Annotated in this window: 21 protein-coding genes and 1 pseudogene; 3 read left to right on the top strand and 19 right to left on the bottom strand. The window is 33.6% G+C overall.

What is annotated here, in order from left to right; all coding sequences use genetic code 11:
• Nucleotides 1–13 precede the first annotated feature (13 nt).
• Both ACM55G_RS05520 and recR read right to left on the bottom strand, forming a co-directional pair.
• A complete protein-coding gene (locus tag ACM55G_RS05520) occupies nucleotides 14–805 on the bottom strand; it encodes a polysaccharide biosynthesis/export family protein (protein ID WP_416842899.1) in 792 nt (263 codons plus the stop codon).
• Between the two features lie 71 nt (nucleotides 806–876).
• Entirely contained in the window at nucleotides 877–1497 is a 621-nt protein-coding gene (gene recR, locus ACM55G_RS05515; protein ID WP_416842898.1) for a recombination mediator RecR, read from the bottom strand.
• A 129-nt stretch (nucleotides 1498–1626) separates the two neighbouring features.
• On the opposite strand from recR, the gene ACM55G_RS05510 reads away from it, so the two are divergent.
• Entirely contained in the window at nucleotides 1627–3135 is a 1509-nt protein-coding gene (locus tag ACM55G_RS05510; RefSeq protein WP_416842897.1) for a sodium:solute symporter, read from the top strand.
• A gap of 145 nt (nucleotides 3136–3280) precedes the next feature.
• On the opposite strand, the gene ACM55G_RS05505 is transcribed toward ACM55G_RS05510, so the two are convergent.
• Nucleotides 3281–3646, bottom strand: a complete 366-nt coding sequence (locus ACM55G_RS05505; protein WP_416843194.1) for a CoA-binding protein — start codon at nucleotides 3644–3646, stop codon at nucleotides 3281–3283.
• A gap of 159 nt (nucleotides 3647–3805) precedes the next feature.
• On the opposite strand from ACM55G_RS05505, the gene ACM55G_RS05500 reads away from it, so the two are divergent.
• A complete protein-coding gene (locus ACM55G_RS05500) occupies nucleotides 3806–4435 on the top strand; it encodes a MarC family NAAT transporter (protein ID WP_416842896.1) in 630 nt (209 codons plus the stop codon).
• A 52-nt stretch (nucleotides 4436–4487) separates the two neighbouring features.
• On the opposite strand, the gene ctlX is transcribed toward ACM55G_RS05500, so the two are convergent.
• From ctlX to eno, 4 genes are all read right to left on the bottom strand, one after another.
• Nucleotides 4488–5423, bottom strand: coding sequence for a citrulline utilization hydrolase CtlX (gene ctlX / locus ACM55G_RS05495; RefSeq protein WP_416842895.1), 936 nt, complete (start codon nucleotides 5421–5423; stop codon nucleotides 4488–4490).
• 70 nt (nucleotides 5424–5493) lie between these two features.
• A complete protein-coding gene (locus ACM55G_RS05490; protein WP_416842894.1) occupies nucleotides 5494–6408 on the bottom strand; it encodes a dimethylarginine dimethylaminohydrolase family protein in 915 nt (304 codons plus the stop codon).
• 64 nt (nucleotides 6409–6472) lie between these two features.
• On the bottom strand, nucleotides 6473–7756 hold the full coding sequence (locus tag ACM55G_RS05485; protein ID WP_416842893.1) for a citrate synthase: 1284 nt from the start codon (nucleotides 7754–7756) through the stop codon (nucleotides 6473–6475).
• A 157-nt stretch (nucleotides 7757–7913) separates the two neighbouring features.
• Nucleotides 7914–9206: a phosphopyruvate hydratase gene (eno, locus tag ACM55G_RS05480; RefSeq protein ID WP_416842892.1), complete on the bottom strand. Its 1293-nt coding sequence runs from the start codon at nucleotides 9204–9206 to the stop codon at nucleotides 7914–7916.
• 626 nt (nucleotides 9207–9832) lie between these two features.
• Between eno and ACM55G_RS05475 the strand changes: the two are divergent.
• Nucleotides 9833–10249, top strand: a pseudogene (locus tag ACM55G_RS05475) (erythromycin esterase family protein); the annotation flags it as partial.
• 190 nt (nucleotides 10250–10439) lie between these two features.
• Here the strand turns inward: ACM55G_RS05475 and carA are convergent.
• The 12 genes from carA to rpsE form a co-directional block, all read right to left on the bottom strand.
• Nucleotides 10440–11540, bottom strand: coding sequence for a glutamine-hydrolyzing carbamoyl-phosphate synthase small subunit (gene carA, locus ACM55G_RS05470; protein WP_416842891.1), 1101 nt, complete (start codon nucleotides 11538–11540; stop codon nucleotides 10440–10442).
• A 453-nt stretch (nucleotides 11541–11993) separates the two neighbouring features.
• Entirely contained in the window at nucleotides 11994–12479 is a 486-nt protein-coding gene (gene rplQ, locus ACM55G_RS05465; protein WP_416842890.1) for a 50S ribosomal protein L17, read from the bottom strand.
• Between the two features lie 36 nt (nucleotides 12480–12515).
• Nucleotides 12516–13508: a DNA-directed RNA polymerase subunit alpha gene (locus tag ACM55G_RS05460; protein ID WP_039110214.1), complete on the bottom strand. Its 993-nt coding sequence runs from the start codon at nucleotides 13506–13508 to the stop codon at nucleotides 12516–12518.
• Nucleotides 13509–13529: 21 nt separating this feature from the next.
• On the bottom strand, nucleotides 13530–14135 hold the full coding sequence (gene rpsD, locus ACM55G_RS05455; protein WP_039110215.1) for a 30S ribosomal protein S4: 606 nt from the start codon (nucleotides 14133–14135) through the stop codon (nucleotides 13530–13532).
• A 91-nt stretch (nucleotides 14136–14226) separates the two neighbouring features.
• A complete protein-coding gene (gene rpsK / locus ACM55G_RS05450; protein ID WP_024981527.1) occupies nucleotides 14227–14610 on the bottom strand; it encodes a 30S ribosomal protein S11 in 384 nt (127 codons plus the stop codon).
• An 8-nt stretch (nucleotides 14611–14618) separates the two neighbouring features.
• Complete coding sequence (gene rpsM / locus ACM55G_RS05445) at nucleotides 14619–14993, bottom strand: 30S ribosomal protein S13 (RefSeq protein ID WP_416842889.1); 375 nt, start codon at nucleotides 14991–14993, stop codon at nucleotides 14619–14621.
• Between the two features lie 2 nt (nucleotides 14994–14995).
• Nucleotides 14996–15112, bottom strand: coding sequence for a type B 50S ribosomal protein L36 (gene ykgO, locus ACM55G_RS05440; RefSeq protein ID WP_008992256.1), 117 nt, complete (start codon nucleotides 15110–15112; stop codon nucleotides 14996–14998).
• Between the two features lie 12 nt (nucleotides 15113–15124).
• Nucleotides 15125–15340, bottom strand: coding sequence for a translation initiation factor IF-1 (infA, locus tag ACM55G_RS05435; protein WP_007136545.1), 216 nt, complete (start codon nucleotides 15338–15340; stop codon nucleotides 15125–15127).
• Between the two features lie 3 nt (nucleotides 15341–15343).
• Nucleotides 15344–16690: a preprotein translocase subunit SecY gene (gene secY, locus ACM55G_RS05430; protein ID WP_416842888.1), complete on the bottom strand. Its 1347-nt coding sequence runs from the start codon at nucleotides 16688–16690 to the stop codon at nucleotides 15344–15346.
• A gap of 13 nt (nucleotides 16691–16703) precedes the next feature.
• Nucleotides 16704–17156 (bottom strand): 50S ribosomal protein L15, encoded by a 453-nt coding sequence (gene rplO, locus ACM55G_RS05425; RefSeq protein WP_416842887.1) that lies wholly within the window; start codon nucleotides 17154–17156, stop codon nucleotides 16704–16706.
• Nucleotides 17157–17167: 11 nt separating this feature from the next.
• On the bottom strand, nucleotides 17168–17350 hold the full coding sequence (gene rpmD, locus ACM55G_RS05420; protein ID WP_416842886.1) for a 50S ribosomal protein L30: 183 nt from the start codon (nucleotides 17348–17350) through the stop codon (nucleotides 17168–17170).
• 12 nt (nucleotides 17351–17362) lie between these two features.
• Nucleotides 17363–17890 carry a 30S ribosomal protein S5 gene (gene rpsE, locus ACM55G_RS05415; RefSeq protein ID WP_073210380.1) on the bottom strand — a complete coding sequence of 176 codons (528 nt, stop codon included), beginning with the start codon at nucleotides 17888–17890 and terminating at the stop codon, nucleotides 17363–17365.
• Nucleotide 17891 lies beyond the last annotated feature (1 nt).

Genomic DNA, 17891 nt, shown 5'->3' with positions numbered 1-17891 from the left:
TTTGAATTCTGTTTTAATTTTTTAATAGTAAAAAAGTAGTTGTTGCCAATGATAACAGTGTAATAATAGTACCCAAAGACTCTATGCCTGTTTTTCCGGTTCCCCAAGTTTTTTGCTTGAGTGGTTTCACATAAATATAATCATTCGGTTGCAAATAATAATAAGGCGATTTCATCACATTTATATCCGTAAGATCTAAATCCTGCATTTGAACCCCAGTTGGTGTTTTTCTCATGATTGTAACCGCTTTTCTATTTCCGGTAATAGTAATATCCCCTGCATTTGCAATAGCTTCCATGACAGTTACATGCTCTTGAAATAATGTTTTTGTACCTGGGCCACCAATTTCTCCATTAATAGTATATTTGAAACCCGCTAATTTTACAGTTACAAAAATGTTGGCCTCTTTATTAAAATATTCTGCCAACAGTTGCTTCTCAATTCTAACTCTTATTTCATCTAGGGTATAACCAATAACATTTAATTCTCCCAAAACCGGAATTCTAATATTTCCATGATCATCAACCGTAAATCCATCAAAATATAATCCTGAATCTGATTTACCAACAGAAACACCTTCATTTGTAGTAGTAAAAATAGCGACTAATTTTGGATCGATTGCCTTAATTGTGATACTCAAGACGTCATTAGTTTGCAATCTATAAGGCTTTGATCCCACCGCTGAGATAGAAGTATCGTCTTGTGAATTATTCTTTTTTTGAAGATATATTAAATCTTGAGTTGAAATACAAGAAGAAAATAACACACTAATAATTAGCAATAAATAGACTCCGGATTTACTCATTTTCAATATTTTTAACGACAAATATAGCTTTTCATTTACTATTTAAAAAGCGTAACGATTCATTAAATAGATTAATTACTTTTAAAAGACTTTTCAAAAGGGACTCTTTGCAATATACTTCTTCCCAAGGTAACTTCATCAGCATATTCGAGTTCATCACCTACCGAAATTCCTCTTGCAATTGTTGATACAATTATTTCACAATCGGCTATTTGTTTGTAAATATAAAAATTAGTGGTATCCCCTTCCATCGTAGAGCTTAAAGCAAAAATGATTTCGTTTACACTTCCTGATTTCACTTTTTCGACCAATGTCGTAATATTTAACTGACTGGGACCAACTCCGTCAATGGGTGAAATTTTACCTCCCAAAACATGATAAATCCCTCTATATTGGCCTGTATTTTCAATAGCCATTACGTCGCGAATATCTTCTACGATACAAATAATTTGATGATTTCTACTTTTGTTCGCACAAATTTCACACAACACACGATCCGATATATTATGACAATTATTGCAATATTTAATATCTTCACGCATAGCAACCAAAGCTTGTGACAAAAAACCCGTTTGTTCTTTGGGTTGTTTCAATAAATGCAAGACTAACCGCAACGCCGTTCGTTTACCAATTCCGGGCAACTGAGACATTTCGTTAACTGCTTTTTCTATTAATTTCGAAGAAAATTCCATAAATGCAAATGTAGTAATTTGTTTAATGTTTTAATCGGTTAAATGTTTAAACGAACAAAACAGTTAAGCGAATAATCCGCAAAAACAATTAAACAAAAAGTTGTATTTTGGTCACTTTAAATTCAACAAATGACACCTAGCACCATTCTACTACTTATAATCGTTTATTTTGGAATTTTATTTTACATTTCTCATACTGTAAGTAAAAAAGACAGTGGAAATGATGCTTTTTTTAAAGCCAATAAAAATTCCAAATGGTATTTAGTTGCCTTTGGAATGATTGGAACGGCTCTTTCTGGAGTGACTTTTATTTCGGTTCCAGGAGAAGTTGGGGCACCAAGCGGAGAACAATTCAAGTACTTCCAGTTTGTATTGGGTAATGCCATTGGTTTTGTCATCATTGCAAAAGTATTACTACCATTATATTATCGAATGAATTTAACTTCGATTTATAGTTACATAGAACATCGACTAGGAGTTTATTCTTATAAAACTGCCGCAACAATTTTCCTGATAAGCAGAACTACAGGTTCGTCTTTCAGATTATATCTCGTGGTGATTGTTTTACAACGCTATGTTTTTGATTTTTATAAAATTCCTTTTGCCGTTACCGTTTTGATTTCATTGGCTTTGATATTTGCATATACCTATCGTGGTGGATTAAAAACGATTATCATAACTGACACCCTACAAACTTTCTTCTTAGTTTCTTCTGTTTTTTTGACTATTTTCTTTATTTGCAGAAGTCTAAACTTAACTGTTTTTGAAGCTTTTGAAGCAGTAAAAAACAGCAATTATTCCAAAGTATTTTTCTTTGAGGATTTTGTGTCAAGTAAGTTCCATTTTGTGAAACAAATTCTGGGTGGAATTTTCGTAACCATCGCGATGGTAGGCTTGGATCAGGACCTAATGCAGAAAAACTTGAGTTGCAAGAACATTGGTGAAGCTCAAAAAAATATGTTCACTTTTACGGGGATATTTGTACTTATCAATATATTTTTCCTTAGCGTAGGCGCTTTACTTTATATTTACGGCAATAAAAACGGAATTGAAGTTCCAACCGATTTAGTTACCGGAAAACCCAGAACCGATTTGCTTTTCCCCGAAATTGCCTTTCATCATTTGGCCTTAATTCCCTCAGTTATTTTCTTATTGGGATTAACAGCAGCTACATTTGCCACAACAGATTCGGCATTAACGGCGCTTACGACTTCGTTTTGTGTAGATTTTCTTGGAATGGATAAAGCCGAAAATCTAAACAAACCAAATATAGTACGAACTAGACATTATGTTCATATTGTCTTTTCGTTTTTGATGTTTCTGGTAATTATTTTCTTTAATGCTATCAATGACAGTTCTGTAGTCGGAATGATTTTCAGGGTGGCTTCCTATACGTATGGCCCACTTTTGGGATTGTTCTGTTTTGGATTATTTGTAAAGTCGAAGACTGTAAAAGACAAATTTGTTCCAATAATTTGCTTCTTATCCCCTGCTGTAACTTTCCTTATTAGCGAAAATTCGAAAACATTTTTTTTTGGGTATGTTTTCGACAACGAACTGATTATCGTAAACGGACTAATCACTTTTCTGGGATTGGTATTGATTAGTAAGAATGCTACTTCTGAAACACGTTTTTAGCCCATCCCGAAGTTTCGAGAGACAGCAACATCCTTTCCCAGCCTGAACTTATTTCAGGATTCTAAACAAGTTCAGGCCGGGAAAAACATAGCGAAGAGCTGGACAGCAGCGAAGCGAACTGACAAATTAAATAGCTCCAAAAAAACTAATATTGATTTGTTGCCAACATAACCAGTGTACACGCTATTTCGACTTTGATATCATTTAATTTCAACAATTGATAGAACTCCGGATTCTCAGTACCTGGATTGAAAATAACACGTTTTGGTTGCGCCTCAACAATATAATTGTAGTAATCGCGTTGACGTAAAGGATTCAGATAAAGAGTGACCGTATCTATGTTTTTTAGTGGAATCGCTTTAGTCTGAATTTTAATTCCTGCTACTTCACCTGCATTTTGACCAATCGCAAGAACAGAATGCCCTTTGTCAACCAGTTTTTCAATTGCTAAAAAGGAGTATCTGACCGGTTTTGTTGAAGCCCCAAGAACCAGTGTTTTTTTATTTTTTATCATTTTCTGTAATTATATTTTGCAAAAGTAATCAAAAAGAGCCATGAGTTTATGAATTATTAAGTTTAGTTACAAAAGCAATTAAAACAATATCCTAACATTTGCACCTTTCATAGGATAAAAAAAAGAGTAATTTTACAGCATTAAATTAGAAAATTTATGGATCTTTTCATCTACTTGTTTGTTGCTCTTTTTTCAGTATTAAATCCTATTGGTACCGTTCCAATATTTGTTGGACTTACACAAGATGACACCAAACAGGAACGCTCCAGAATTTCCTTATGGACGGCAATAAATGTTTTTGCTATTCTGATAATCTCCTTTTTTATAGGTCAATATGTTTTGCTGTTTTTTGGAATCAGCATTGACGCACTCCGAATTGCTGGAGGATTAATAATTGTTAGCTCCGGATTTTCATTGCTTTCAGGTAAATTCAATAAAAAAAGAGGGATTAACAAAAAGATAGAAACAGATGCTCAAAAAAGAAATGATATTGCCTTAACTCCTTTAGCAATTCCAATGCTTGCTGGCCCTGGATCTATTTCATTACTTATTGCATTTTATCAGGAACACAACTCAACAAGCGATATCATTATATCCTCACTAGCCATTCTTGCTATAGCTGTTGCTATTTTTATTATTCTTAGAAGTGCCCATTATTTAGCAAAAATACTAGGAGCATCAGGGATTGTTGCTATTTCGAGAATCATTGGCTTTATCGTAATTGCAATTGGGATTCAATATATTGTAAGTGCAATTATCAATATTATTAAAGGGAACTTAACCTAAAACAAATAATTTTAAACTCTGACAAACTGAGAAGCTTGTCAGAGTTTTAAAATTAATTTCTAGGTAAGAAAATCTCTGCCATCATACACCTGGCACTTCCGCCGCCACAAGCTTCTATAGTATCTAAATTGGAGCTTAAAATTTCGGTGTGATTTTCCAGTTGTTCAATCTGTTTCGGGGTTAAACTATGATGTGCTGCTGCACTCATAACCAAATGCTTTTTATCATTTGCTCCACGAACTTCCAGCATGTTTCCTGCAAAACTATTCATTTGAGCTTCGGTAATCAAAATAATTTCTTTTCCGTTTTCTTTTAAGTTATCCAAAACCATTTTGCGTTCTTTTTTGTCATCAATACAATCAGAACAAATCACCGCAAAAGTTTCTCCCACGCACATCATTACATTGGTATGATAAATCAATTTTCGCTCTGAATCAATGGTTTGAAAAGCTTCAAAAATTACTGGTGCATAATCAAAATCTTCACAGAATTCGATAAATAATTCTTCATCAGCTCTAGGAGACAAAGCGCAATACGCTTTGCTATTCGCTCTATCCAGCACTAAACTCCCTGTCCCTTCCAAGAAAAAACCATCTTCCTCAGCCGATGTATAATCCATTATATTATTGATTACAAAACCTTTATCTTCGAGAATATCTAAAATATCTTCACGGCGTTCCTCACGACGATTTTCGGCAAACATAGGATATAAAGCTACATCCCCATTCTCATGAAAAGAAACCCAATTGTTTGGAAATATACTATCCGGGGTATCTGGATTTGAAGTGTCATCAATAACTGTAACATCAACGCCAACAGCTGTTAATTTGGCAACAAAAGCATCAAATTCCTGTTGTGCTTTGGCATTTACTGTTGCTGGCAAAAGCCCGTCTAATACTTTTTGATAATAATTGTTTACTGTCGTTTGTTCATTCATTCGAAACGCCACCGGGCGAATCATCAATATGGAATTTGTTGCTTGTTTCATTTTTTATTTTTTTTATTTTTTTCTAAAAACCCGCTGCAGCGCTTCTGTACTGTGCGTCTCTACAGAAAAATTAATCTCTAATTAAAGGTAAGGAGGAACATCGTAATAACCCTTCTTGTTTTGCAATTTGTGCATATGGAATTTCTTCTACCACAAACCCATTGGCCCGCAACCAATTGTTTAATCTGGTAAAGTTATTTTCGGAAACTACAACATTCTTATCTATAGAAAAAACATTAGAATTCATATGATACATTTCGTCTCTTGTAATATGAAACAAATTTTCTATTCCAAAAAGGTTCATAAGAAACAGATAATCCGCTTCTTCACGGAATCCTCTTTTATAAATAATTCCTTTATCATTCCCAACAGGCTGAAAACAACAGTCTAAATGCAAAGCATTGTCTCGGGCTTCAATTTTTGATTTTACCAAATCAAATCCCTTAACCACTTTATTTGGAAACAAATCTTTGATATATTGGACTCCCTGTACATTCGTTCTTGCGGTAATATAATCTTTATAGTCACTCCCTTTGTAAGTTCCAACAAATATATAATCATTCCACAAAATAACATCTCCTCCTTCAATGTGTACTTCCTCTGGAGGACGAACAACTTTTTTGGGATCTATTTGATCAATAACATATTGTATCGCATCTAATTCTCGCTCTCTGTCCGGCAATATATTAGATTTAATAAAAATATCATCAATAACAAAACCAATGTCTCTGGTAAATATCTGATTGTAATTGGCTATCATTTCTGGTCGAAAAACTGTCACATTATATTTTTGGAGGACTTTATTAAAAGCTTCCATTTCGGCAATCATGTCTGATTCTTTAGGATAAGTACCCGCTAAAATATGTTCTAATGATTTCGGATCATAAGCTTCTTCTGCCTTTGGTGTAGGTCCATTATTAATCGCCGAGCCTAAAACTACAGCTCTCAATCTTGAAGTTTCATTCTTTATATGTAATGCTAGCATGTATTTTTGCTTTTGACAAATATAAAAAAAGCTCCACAAATTAGTGAAGCTTTTTAATCGAAATTTATCTTTTCTCAGACGAAATAAAGCCTCTCAATGGACTACCTGTATATATCTGTCTTGGTCTTCCAATAGGTTCTTTATTTTCGCGCATTTCTTTCCATTGTGCAATCCAACCCGGTAAACGACCGATGGCGAACATCACAGTAAACATATCCGTAGGAATTCCTAATGCTCGGTAAATAATTCCAGAATAGAAATCTACATTTGGATATAAATTTCGTGATTTGAAATATTCATCCTCTAAAGCCGATTCCTCCAGTTTCTTAGCGATAGCTAGAATTGGGTCTTCTACTCCTAAAGTTGATAAAACTTCATTAGCTGCTTTTTTAATGATTTTGGCTCTTGGGTCGAAATTTTTATATACCCTGTGACCAAATCCCATCAAACGGAAAGGATCATTTTTGTCTTTGGCTTTAGCTATATATTTCTCAGCGTCACCACCATTTTTGTGAATTTCTTCTAGCATTTCAAGTACTGCTTGATTAGCTCCACCATGTAAAGGACCCCAAAGTGCAGAAACTCCTGCAGATATTGAAGCAAATAATCCCGCATGAGAAGAACCTACCATTCTAACGGTTGATGTAGAACAATTTTGCTCATGATCCGCGTGAAGAATAAACAATCTGTCTAATGCATCAATCACAACTGGATTCGCTTTATAAGGCTCCGTTGGCAATTCAAACATTAAACACATGAAGTTTTCTACATATCCTTTTGTATTATCATAATAATTTAAAGGATAACCCATACTTTTTCTGTAAGTCCAAGTTGCAATCACCAAGAATTTACCCATGGTTTTACAAACTGCTTCATACATCTCTTTTTCATTTTCAACATTTACTGACTTTGGATTAAATGCTGTCAAAGCACTTGTCAAAGCAGCTAAAACACCCATTGGATGAGCTGTTTTTGGAAAACCGTCAATGATATTTTTCATTTCCTCGTTAACCAAAGTATATTTTCTAATATCATTTTCAAATTGCTCTAACTGAACTTTAGTTGGCAATTCTCCAAAAATTAAAAGATAAGAAACTTCTAAAAAATCTGCCTTTTCAGCTAAATCTTCTATTGAATACCCTCTATAACGCAAAATTCCAAGCTCTCCATCAAGGAAAGTAATTTCGCTTTTACAAGAACCTGAATTTTTGTAACCCGGATCAATAGTAATTGCACCCGACAAATCACGTAATTTGTTAATATCGATCGCAACTTCATTTTCAGTTCCTACAGTAATAGGAAATTCAAATTTTTTACCATCAATTTCTAATGTTGCTGTTTTTGACATAATATAATTGGAAATAAAACTTTTAAAATAATAATTTATCAAATCTAGGGAATTTCAAAGTAATTAAAAAATGAATCACACAATGAAATTGTTAAAACTATCAAAAAAAAAGCCACTCACTTTACGCGAATGGCTTTAAAAAAATATATACTGATAATTATTTTATTTTGAAAGCATTTTTACCTGGAAAATAAGCTGTATTTCCTAGTTCTTCCTCAATTCTCAATAATTGATTGTATTTCGCCATACGATCTGAACGAGAAGCCGAACCTGTTTTAATTTGACCACAATTTAAAGCTACTGCTAAATCTGCAATGGTGTTATCTTCTGTCTCTCCTGAACGGTGTGACATTACTGAAGTATAACCTGCATTTTTAGCCATGTTAACGGCTGCAATAGTTTCAGTCAAAGTACCAATTTGGTTCACTTTTACTAGAATTGAATTAGCGATTCCTTTTTCAATACCTGTAGCCAAACGCGTCACATTGGTAACGAATAAATCATCTCCAACTAATTGTACTTTATCTCCAATTTTTTCAGTAAGCAATTTCCATCCATCCCAGTCGTTTTCATCCATACCGTCTTCGATAGAAATAATTGGATATTTAGCCACTAATTCTGCTAAATAATCTACTTGCTCTGCTGAAGATCTGATCTTACCTGTTTCGCCTTCAAATTTAGTATAATCGTATTTTCCATTTACATAAAACTCAGCTGCAGCGCAATCTAAAGCAATCATGATTTCATCTCCAAAAGTATACCCTGCAGTTTCAACTGCTTTTTTGATAGTATCCAATGCATCTTCAGTTCCTCCAGGAAGATTTGGTGCAAAACCACCTTCATCACCCACAGCAGTTGAAAGACCTCTATCGTGTAATACTTTTTTCAAACTATGAAAAATCTCTGTTCCCATTTGCATTGCATGTGAAAAAGAAGTTGCTTTCACTGGGAAAATCATAAATTCCTGAAACGCGATAGGCGCATCAGAATGAGAACCTCCATTGATGATGTTCATCATTGGAACGGGCAATGTGTTGGCAGAAACACCACCAACGTATCTGTATAAAGGCAAACCTAATTCATTCGCAGCAGCTTTTGCAACAGCTAGAGAAACTCCCAAAATTGCATTTGCGCCTAAATTCGATTTATTTGGAGTACCATCTAAATCGATCATCATTTGATCAATAACATTTTGTTCGAAAACTGAAACTCCTACAAGCTCTTCAGAAATAATGGTATTCACATTTTTCACAGCATTTAAAACTCCTTTTCCAAGAAATGCTTTTCCTCCATCACGTAATTCAACTGCTTCATGTTCTCCAGTTGAAGCTCCTGACGGCACAGCTGCTCTTCCTAAAACACCATTATCCGTAATTACATCTACTTCTATTGTAGGGTTCCCTCTTGAATCGAAAATTTGTCTTGCGTGAATTTTGATAATTATACTCATATACTAAAATTTTTAATTTTAAAAATACAAATATATTCTATCTTTCGTAATGATTTAATGAAAACAATGAATGTTATTAACGAAAACGTTATAATTTTTTCACAAACAAAACATTCAAGCCATTTTAAAAATTTATTTTTAAATAATCTGTTATTTTTAATCATTGCATTAAAATCAAAACAAATCAATTTACACCACTTTGTCAAAAATTCAGTACGACTTCTTTAAAACTAAAACTAATTAATTAAAGCCAAAAAATAAATCAAAAATAACTTCATTATCAATAATATAGATTAACTTTATATTCATTTTTTTTAAATTAAAAACACCCTTTATTTCGTATATTTTTTAATTCGAATTTTTCATTATTCAACTATAAATTAAAAAAAATAAAAACGTGGTGAACGCTTTAAAAAACCGTAACAATTTAATTAATTCTAGTGAAATTATAGCATTATTGAACAAAACGTCTTCTCCCCTAGAAAATCCCGCAGATTTAGATCCATTAATCAGTTACATTGGAGATGCAAAATATGTTCTTTTAGGCGAAGCCTCTCACGGAACACATGAATATTATGTCTGGAGAGCTAAAATTACACAACGACTAATAAAGGAAAAAAGGCTTTTCTTTTGTAGGTGTGGAAGGCGATTGGCCAGATTGCTATCGTTTAAATCGGTATGCAAAAGGATATTTAAATTCCGGAAAAGACATCTTAAGCGTCTTAGATGAATTTAATAGATGGCCAACATGGATGTGTGCTAACTGGGAGACTGCTGCATTCATAGATTGGCTTAAGGTTTATAACGAAGATTTATCCCCTGATAAGCGAATCGGATTTTATGGTTTGGATGTTTATAGTTTCAGAGAATCAATGAATTCCATCATTGAATACTTAGAAAAAAATGATCCAAAAACATTAGCAGTTGCAAAAACAGCCATGAAATGTTTTGAACCCTACAACAAAGATGAGGGACAATCTTATGCACGAGCCTCTTCCTACGTACCGGAATTATGTTTCCACAATATTACCAGAAAGATATGATGCCTTTATTTTTATTGACGAATCAAGCGCATTGCATCCGATACACATTAAACCAGATGGTTATCAAATTCCGGAAACCTATCCTTTCGGCATGTAGTTTACATTATTTTATAAAAAAAGGGTTTGACTTAATTAAAAGTCAAACCCTTTTTTTTATAAAACCTGAGCATAAATAAATACTACTAAAACGCTAGCCTTTTATATTTTCAATAAATTGATCGAATAAATAAGAGGAATCATGTGGCCCAGGACTTGCTTCCGGATGGTATTGAACTGAGAAACAATTTTTATTTTTCATTCGCATACCTGCAACTGTTCCATCGTTTAAATGAAGATGTGTAATCTCCAAATCAGGATGATTGTCCAACTCTTCTTTATTAACGGCAAAACCATGATTTTGAGAAGTAATTTCCCCTTTTCCAGTAATGATGTTTTTTACGGGATGGTTTATTCCTCTGTGTCCATTAAACATTTTATACGTTGAAATTCCATTTGCAAGACCAATTACTTGGTGTCCAAGACAGATTCCGAATAATGGCTTGTCGTTTTCAAGAATTTCTTTTGCTACTTGAATAGCACCCAAAAGAGGCTCAGGATCACCAGGTCCATTTGATAAAAAATAGCCATCTGGATTAAATGCAGCTAAATCTTGGTAAGTTGAATCAAAAGGAAATACTTTGATATAGCAATCTCTTCTGGCCAAATTACGAAGGATATTCATTTTAATTCCTAAATCAAGTGCAGAAATTTTATAGGTTGCATTTTCATCACCAAAGAAATAAGGTTCAGTAGTAGATACTTTAGAAGCTAATTCTAATCCTTTCATATCCGGAACTTTTGCCAATGCAATTTTTAGCTCTTCAATTGATGTATCATCTGTACAAATTACAGCATTCATGGCACCATTGTCACGTATGTAACTTACCAGTGCACGTGTATCTACATCAGATATACAGATAAGGTTTTGTTTAATAAAATAGTCTTCCAAACTCCCGGAAGCACCTTCACGAGAATAATTGAAGCTAAAGTTTTTACAAACTAAACCTGAGATTTTAATACTTTTTGATTCAACTTCCGAATCGTTTACTCCATAATTTCCAATATGTGCATTGGTGGCTACCATCAATTGACCAAAATAAGAAGGGTCAGTGAATATTTCTTGGTAACCTGTCATTCCTGTGTTAAAACAAACTTCCCCAAAAGTAGTCCCACTGATTCCAATAGATTTACCATGGAATATGGTTCCGTCACTTAATAGAAGAATTGCTTTTTGTCGTGTTGTATATTTCATTCGTTGAATTCTATTATTTTTTTAATAGTCATGTAACTTGCAAAACTCGTTTCATGTGTAGTTAAATATTGTGCAAATTTAATTCTTTAAAGCAATGAATGCAACGTTTTTAAAATTTAAATTTTAAACATAAAAACACAAGGATTAAAGAAATACAGATTTTGAATTAAACATCATGTCTTTTTGAAATTTCTTATTGAAAAACAAAAGTCAACTAACCCTGATTACTTCACTTAGTCCCTATTTCATAACAGTCAGTGAACTTCATTTGAAGCGTTATGCTTTTTCTTGTCATTCGAACGAAAGCAGAATTACAAAAAAGATTTAACGAAAAGCAGGTCAAAACTTCATTCTACTATGTAATTTGTGCTTCTCAAATTAAAAAAAATCAAAAAAAAAGGATAAACTAGTACTAGCTTATCCTTGATTTTTATTGAATGATTATTTTCATAACTATTCAGCAGTCTCTGTAGTTGTTTCAGTCTCAGCAGCTGGAGCTTCAGTAGCTTCGTCTTTCTTAGCTTTACCACCACGACGGCTTTTTGCTTTTTTAACTTCTTTTTTACCACCATTGTAAAGTTCATTGAAATCTACTAATTCGATCATTGCCATATCAGCATTATCTCCTAAACGATTTCCAACTTTAATGATACGAGTGTATCCACCTGGACGGTCTCCTACTTTAGCAGCAACGTCTCTGAACAAGTCAGTTACCGCATATTTGCTACGTAAGTATCCAAAAACGATACGACGATTGTGAGTAGTATCAGCTTTTGATTTTGTTATTAAAGGCTCAACAAATTGTTTAAGCGCTTTTGCTTTAGCAACAGTAGTGTTAATACGTTTGTGCTCGATAAGAGAACAAGCCATATTAGCTAACATAGATTTTCTATGTGCAGTCTGTCTGCTTAAGTGATTGAATTTTTTTCCGTGTCTCATTGCTTTATGAAATTTAATCCGCCAAGGCGGATTAGATTATTCTTTATCTAGTTTGTATTTTGCTAAATCCATACCGAAGTTTAAATTTTTAACTGCAACAAGTTCATCAAGTTCAGTTAAAGATTTTTTACCAAAATTACGGAATTTCATTAGGTCATTTTTATTGAACGATACTAAATCACCAAGTGTATCAACTTCAGCCGCTTTCAAACAATTTAATGCTCTTACAGAAAGATCCATATCAACAAGCTTAGTTTTAAGCAATTGTCTCATGTGTAATGACTCTTCGTCATAAGATTCTGTTTGTGCAATTTCGTCAGCCTCGAGTGTAATTCTTTCGTCAGAGAATAACATGAAATGGTGAATTAAAACTTTTGCAGCTTCAGTAAGAGCATCTTTTGGATTGATCGAACCATCAGTTTTTATTTCAAAAACTAATTTTTCATAATCTGTTTTTTGCTCAACACGGAAGTTTTCAATGGCATATTTTACATTTTTTACCGGAGTAAAAATTGAATCTGTAAAAATAGTTCCAATTGCAGCATTCTGTTTTTTGTTCTCTTCAGCAGGAACATATCCTCTACCTTTTTCGATAGTTAAATCGAAATTAAGTTTGATTTTACTGTCTAAATTACAGATAACTAGTTCTGGATTCAAAACTTGGAAACCTGAAATAAATTTTTGAAAATCACCAGCTGTCAATTGATCTTTACCTGAAACAGAAATAGTAACTGATTCATTATCTATATCTTCAATTTGACGTTTGAAACGTACTTGTTTTAGATTAAGAATAATTTCGGTAACGTCTTCAACAACTCCTGAAATAGTAGAAAACTCATGATCTACACCTTCAATGCGAACAGATGTTATTGCATAACCTTCTAATGCTGAAAGCAAAACTCTTCTAAGTGCATTACCAACGGTCAATCCGTAACCAGGTTCTAAAGGTCTAAATTCGAATTTACCTTCAAAATCGGTTGAATCGATCATGATAACTTTATCGGGCTTCTGAAAATTAAATATTGCCATAAATTTCGACTAAGTCAATTATTATTTGTTGTACAACTCTACGATTAATTGTTCTTTGATGTTTTCTGGAATTTGAAGTCTAGCAGGAACAGTAACAAAAGTACCTGATTTAGTTTCGTTATTCCAAGTAATCCATTCATAAACATGACTTGAATTTGATAAAGAACGTTCGATAGCTTCTAATGATTTAGATTTTTCACGAACACCTACTACATCACCTGGTTTCAAGTGGTAAGAAGGAATATTTACATTTTCTCCGTTTACAGTAACATGTCTGTGTGATACGATTTGACGAGCACCACGTCTAGAAGGAGCAATACCCATTCTAAAAACAACGTTGTCTAATCTTGCTTCACACAATTGCAAAAGAACTTCACCAGTAACACCTTTGGTTGCTGATGCTTTTTCGAATAAGTTTCTGAATTGTTTTTCTAATATTCCGTAAGAATATTTAGCTTTTTGCTTTTCCATTAACTGGACTGCATATTCAGATTTTTTTCCTCTTTTTTTAGCCATCCCGTGTTGTCCAGGTGGGTAATTTCTTTTTTCGAAAGCTTTATCGTCTCCGAAAATTGCTTCGCCAAATTTACGAGCGATTTTGGTTTTTGGACCAGTATATCTTGCCATTTTAAAAAATTTAAGGTAGAGATTATGAATTCAGGTCATATCCTCCGATAATCTATATTCTACCTATGTTATACTATAATTATTTTGAGTATTATACTCTACGTCTTTTAGGAGGACGACATCCATTGTGAGGCATTGGAGTAACATCGATAATCTCAGTCACTTCAATTCCACCGTTATGCAAAGAACGAATAGCAGACTCACGTCCGTTTCCTGGTCCTTTTACATAAACCTTTACTTTTTTAAGTCCAGCTTCAAGAGCTACTTTACTACAATCTTCTGCTGCCATTTGGGCTGCGTATGGAGTGTTCTTTTTAGAACCTCTAAAACCCATTTTACCAGCTGAAGACCAAGAAATAACTTCACCTTTTTTGTTAGTCAAAGAAATGATGATATTGTTAAAAGTAGCAGAAATATGAGCTTCTCCCGTTGATTCAACGATAACTTTACGTTTTTTTGCAGTTGCTTTAGCCATATTACTTATTATTTAGTTGCTTTTTTCTTGTTGGCAACAGTTTTTCTCTTACCTTTTCTTGTTCTAGAGTTGTTTTTAGTTCTTTGTCCTCTTAAAGGAAGACCAGTTCTATGACGGATACCTCTATAACATCCAATATCCATTAAACGTTTGATGTTCAAAGAAACTTCAGAACGTAATTCTCCTTCAATTTTGAAAGTTGATACTGCTTCACGAATTGCTCCGATCTCATCATCATTCCAGTCTTGAACTTTTTTATCTTGGCTAACTTGAGCTTTTGCTAAAATCTCAATAGCTCTACTACTTCCTAATCCGAAGATGTAGGTTAGTGCTATAACACCTCTCTTATTTTTTGGGATATCTACCCCTGCTATTCTTGCCATAACTATCCTTGTCTTTGTTTAAATCTAGGATTCTTTTTGTTTATTACGTACAATCTCCCTTTTCTTCGCACAATTTTGCACTCGGGACTTCTCTTTTTTACTGAAGCTCTAACTTTCATTTTGAATATCCTTTAATATCTATAAGTAATTCTTGCTTTTGACAAATCGTAAGGGCTCATTTCTAGTTTCACTTTATCACCAGGTAATAATTTGATGTAATGCATACGCATTTTTCCAGAAATATGGGCGATTACAATATGTCCATTTTCTAACTCTACACGGAACATCGCATTTGATAATGCTTCAATGATGGAACCGTCTTGTTCTATTGCTGATTGTTTTGCCATAAGTTAAGCTACTGCTTTTCTATTTTTACCACTCTTCATTAAACCGTCATAATGTTTGTTTAACAAATATGAATTGATTTGTTGAATTGTATCTATGGCAACACCAACCATAATTATTAATGAAGTTCCTCCAAAAAACATTGCCCAAGATTGTTGAACATCCATAAGACTTACAACAATTGCTGGGAACACAGCGATCAAGGCAAGAAATAAAGATCCTGGAAAAGTTATTAAAGACATCACTTTGTCAAGAAAATCAGAAGTTTCAACTCCAGGTCTAACACCGGGAATAAAACCGCCACTTCTCTTTAAATCGTCAGACATCTTATTAGTAGGAACCGTGATTGCAGTGTAAAAGAAAGTAAATACAACAATTAAAGTTGCAAAAACAAAATTATACCAAAACCCAAACATATTACTAAAAGCGCCAACAATCGATTGTGATGCATCTGATTTGGATAAACCTGCTACAGCAGCAGGAATAAACATAATTGCCTGAGCAAAAATAATAGGCATAACTCCAGAAGCATTAAGCTTCAATGGAATCCATTGTCTATTACCACCCATTAAGTCTTGTTCGTAATCGCCTGAAGAAGTACGACGAGCGTACTGAACAGGTATTTTTCGAACTGCCATAACAAGCAATACACACGCAATAATAACCAATAACCAAATGATAATTTCAATAACCAATAACATTGGTCCACCATTATTATTAGTAACTCTGGTTGTAAACTCTTGAATAAAAGCCTGAGGGAATCTAGCCAAAATACCAACCATAATCAACAATGATATACCGTTACCAATACCTTTATCAGTAATTTTTTCCCCTAACCACATGGCGAATACCGTCCCTGTAACTAAGATAATCACTGAAGAAAATAAGAATTCAAATGAATCAAATCCTAACAAAAAAGCACTACTAGGTAAAGTTCTATACAAATTATAAATGTACGTTGGACCTTGGACCAGGGTAATACCAATTGTCAACCAACGGGTAATTTGATTAATCTTTTTTCTACCACTTTCACCGTCACTTTGAAGCTTTTGTAAATATGGAATCGCAATTCCCATTAACTGAACAACAATAGATGCAGAAATATATGGCATTATACCTAAAGCAAAAACCGAAGCTTTAGAGAAAGCACCTCCAGTAAACATATCTAGAATAGATCCAATACCATTTTTGGTTTGACCAGCTAAACTGTTTAATTGAGTTGCATCAATTCCAGGAAGCGTAACGTGTGCTCCAAAACGATAAACTAAAAGAAGACCTAAAGTGATTAGGATTCTATTTTTAAGTTCCTCAATTTTCCAAACATTACTTAATGATTCAATAAATTTCTTCATCTTAATAGAAAAATTATATTGTTACAGCTTCTCCACCAGCAGCTTCAATAGCAGCTTTTGCAGTAGCAGTAAATTTGTGAGCAGTTACTTTTAATTTCGCTGTCAATTCTCCTCTTCCTAAAATCTTAACGATTTCATTTTTAGTAGCCAAACGATTAGCAACATAAACTGTCATATCAACAGCATCTGTTATCACACCATTATCAACTAATAATTGAAGTGTATCTAGATTAACACCTTCGTATTCTTTACGATTGATGTTTGTGAAACCAAACTTAGGCACACGTCTTTGAAGCGGCATTTGACCACCTTCAAAACCAATCTTTTTAGAATAACCAGAACGAGATTTTGCTCCTTTGTGACCTCTTGCAGAAGTACCACCTTTTCCAGAACCTTCTCCTCTACCTAATCTTTTATTTTGATTGTGTGTAGAACCTTCAGCAGGTTGTAAGTTACTTAAATTCATAACAGTATTTGTTATTTAGCTTCTTCAACAGAAACTAAGTGTTTAACTTTATTTATCATCCCAAGGATTGTAGGGTTTGAATCATGCTCTACAACTTGTCCCATTTTACGTAGACCTAAAGCTTCTAATCCTCTCTTTTGTGAAAGAGGACAGTTGATTTTGCTTCTAATTTGTTTTACTAATACTTTAGCCATAATTTCCTTGAATTAACCTTTAAAAACTTTTTCTAAAGAAACGCCTCTTTGTTTTGCAACAGTATAAGCACTTCTCATTTGTAATAAAGCATCAAAAGTTGCTTTTACTACGTTGTGAGGATTTGAAGATCCTTGAGATTTAGATAATACATCATGAATTCCAACTGATTCAAGAACTGAACGAACAGCTCCACCAGCAATAACTCCTGTACCATGAGAGGCAGGAATTAAGAATACACGTGCACCACCAAATTTACCTTTTTGTTCGTGAGGAACTGATTTACCATTCAAAGGAATTTTTACTAAATTTTTCTTAGCATCTTCCACTGCTTTCGCAATTGCTTCAGAAACATCTTTAGATTTTCCTAATCCGTGTCCAACCACTCCATTTTCATCACCTACAACTACAATAGCAGAAAAACCAAAAGCTCTACCTCCCTTTGTAACCTTAGTAACACGATTTACACTTACCAAACGATCTTTTAATTCAAGACCACTAGGTTTTACTAACTCTACATTCTTGTATTTACTATTAGACATA

The organism is Flavobacterium algoriphilum (assembly GCF_048158655.1).
Taxonomy (GTDB): Bacteria; Bacteroidota; Bacteroidia; order Flavobacteriales; family Flavobacteriaceae; genus Flavobacterium; species Flavobacterium algoriphilum.
The sequence above is the reverse complement of the archived record's forward strand: the minus strand, read 5'-3'. Positions and strand labels throughout refer to the sequence as shown.

Bases quoted from the DNA above. Each gene is read 5' to 3' on its own strand.
- ACM55G_RS05485 (WP_416842893.1), bottom strand. From the start codon at position 7,756: ATGTCAAAAACAGCAACATTAGAAATTGATGGTAAAAAATTTGAATTT.
- ACM55G_RS05490 (WP_416842894.1), bottom strand. From the start codon at position 6,408: ATGCTAGCATTACATATAAAGAATGAAACTTCAAGATTGAGAGCTGTA.
- recR (WP_416842898.1), bottom strand. From the start codon at position 1,497: ATGGAATTTTCTTCGAAATTAATAGAAAAAGCAGTTAACGAAATGTCT.
- rpsE (WP_073210380.1), bottom strand. From the start codon at position 17,890: ATGTCTAATAGTAAATACAAGAATGTAGAGTTAGTAAAACCTAGTGGT.
- rpsK (WP_024981527.1), bottom strand. From the start codon at position 14,610: ATGGCTAAAGCAACTGCAAAAAAACGTAAAGTTATCGTTGAATCAACG.
- ACM55G_RS05500 (WP_416842896.1), top strand. From the start codon at position 3,806: ATGGATCTTTTCATCTACTTGTTTGTTGCTCTTTTTTCAGTATTAAAT.
- ykgO (WP_008992256.1), bottom strand. From the start codon at position 15,112: ATGAAAGTTAGAGCTTCAGTAAAAAAGAGAAGTCCCGAGTGCAAAATT.
- ctlX (WP_416842895.1), bottom strand. From the start codon at position 5,423: ATGAAACAAGCAACAAATTCCATATTGATGATTCGCCCGGTGGCGTTT.
- ACM55G_RS05510 (WP_416842897.1), top strand. From the start codon at position 1,627: ATGACACCTAGCACCATTCTACTACTTATAATCGTTTATTTTGGAATT.
- eno (WP_416842892.1), bottom strand. From the start codon at position 9,206: ATGAGTATAATTATCAAAATTCACGCAAGACAAATTTTCGATTCAAGA.
- rpmD (WP_416842886.1), bottom strand. From the start codon at position 17,350: ATGGCTAAAGTATTAGTAAAACAAATTAGAAGCAAAATCAACTGTCCT.
- ACM55G_RS05460 (WP_039110214.1), bottom strand. From the start codon at position 13,508: ATGGCAATATTTAATTTTCAGAAGCCCGATAAAGTTATCATGATCGAT.
- rplO (WP_416842887.1), bottom strand. From the start codon at position 17,156: ATGAATTTAAGTAACTTACAACCTGCTGAAGGTTCTACACACAATCAA.
- secY (WP_416842888.1), bottom strand. From the start codon at position 16,690: ATGAAGAAATTTATTGAATCATTAAGTAATGTTTGGAAAATTGAGGAA.
- rpsM (WP_416842889.1), bottom strand. From the start codon at position 14,993: ATGGCAAGAATAGCAGGGGTAGATATCCCAAAAAATAAGAGAGGTGTT.
- rplQ (WP_416842890.1), bottom strand. From the start codon at position 12,479: ATGAGACACGGAAAAAAATTCAATCACTTAAGCAGACAGACTGCACAT.
- ACM55G_RS05520 (WP_416842899.1), bottom strand. From the start codon at position 805: ATGAGTAAATCCGGAGTCTATTTATTGCTAATTATTAGTGTGTTATTT.
- rpsD (WP_039110215.1), bottom strand. From the start codon at position 14,135: ATGGCAAGATATACTGGTCCAAAAACCAAAATCGCTCGTAAATTTGGC.
- carA (WP_416842891.1), bottom strand. From the start codon at position 11,540: ATGAAATATACAACACGACAAAAAGCAATTCTTCTATTAAGTGACGGA.
- infA (WP_007136545.1), bottom strand. From the start codon at position 15,340: ATGGCAAAACAATCAGCAATAGAACAAGACGGTTCCATCATTGAAGCA.